Here is a 658-nt window from a genome sequence, read left to right as displayed (position 1 = left end):
ACATTAGGGTTAGAACGACCTGCTCTTTGACGTTCAGCTCTACCGACGGTCTGCTTTTTTCTTCCATATCTGCTTATTAGCGTCAATCTCTTTGGCGTGGATGCGGTACACATCTTTAATGTGGCATAGCCAGTTGTCGATGATGCCAAACTGTCGGCGGCTGAGGGCTGCTGCCACCCCTCCACAACCGTAATGTCCAGCGACGATAATGTGTTTTACCTTCAGCACGTTTACGGCATAGTCTAGTACCGACAACATATTCATATCAGAGTGTACACACATGTTGGCAATATTCCGATGAACGAATACTTCACCCGGTTTATTTCCTGTCAGCTCGTTGGCCGGTACACGGCTGTCCGCACATCCTATCCATAAAATCTGTGGGTTCTGCCCTTTGGCCAATTGTTGGAAACGTCCAGAAGTGTCGTTCTTTACGAACTCCATCCATTCTCTGTTTCCATCCAAAATTTTTTTAAATCCTAATTCTAAATCTTTATTAATCATGTGTGACTGATTTTGAGCCTCTCAAATGCGAGGCAAGTTTACTGCTTTTTGTATTTAATTTATTGTTGTTATTTTTTACTTAAATTACTTTCTGAAGGCGTTCTGTTGCGGCTTGTGCGCACTACTTTCCTTTTACTTGTCACCTCCTGAAGCT

At 43.2% G+C, this 658-nt stretch carries 1 protein-coding gene; it reads right to left on the bottom strand.

From position 1 onward, the window contains the following. Positions 1-39: 39 nt before the first annotated feature. Positions 40-504 (bottom strand): carbonic anhydrase, encoded by a 465-nt coding sequence (locus SD31_RS14010; RefSeq protein WP_231561686.1) that lies wholly within the window; start codon positions 502-504, stop codon positions 40-42. Between the last annotated feature and the right edge of the window lie 154 nt (positions 505-658).

This window comes from Sphingobacterium sp. T2 (assembly GCF_000814685.1).
Lineage (GTDB): Bacteria > Bacteroidota > Bacteroidia > Sphingobacteriales > Sphingobacteriaceae > Sphingobacterium > Sphingobacterium thermophilum.
The sequence above is the reverse complement of the archived record's forward strand: the minus strand, read 5'-3'. Positions and strand labels throughout refer to the sequence as shown.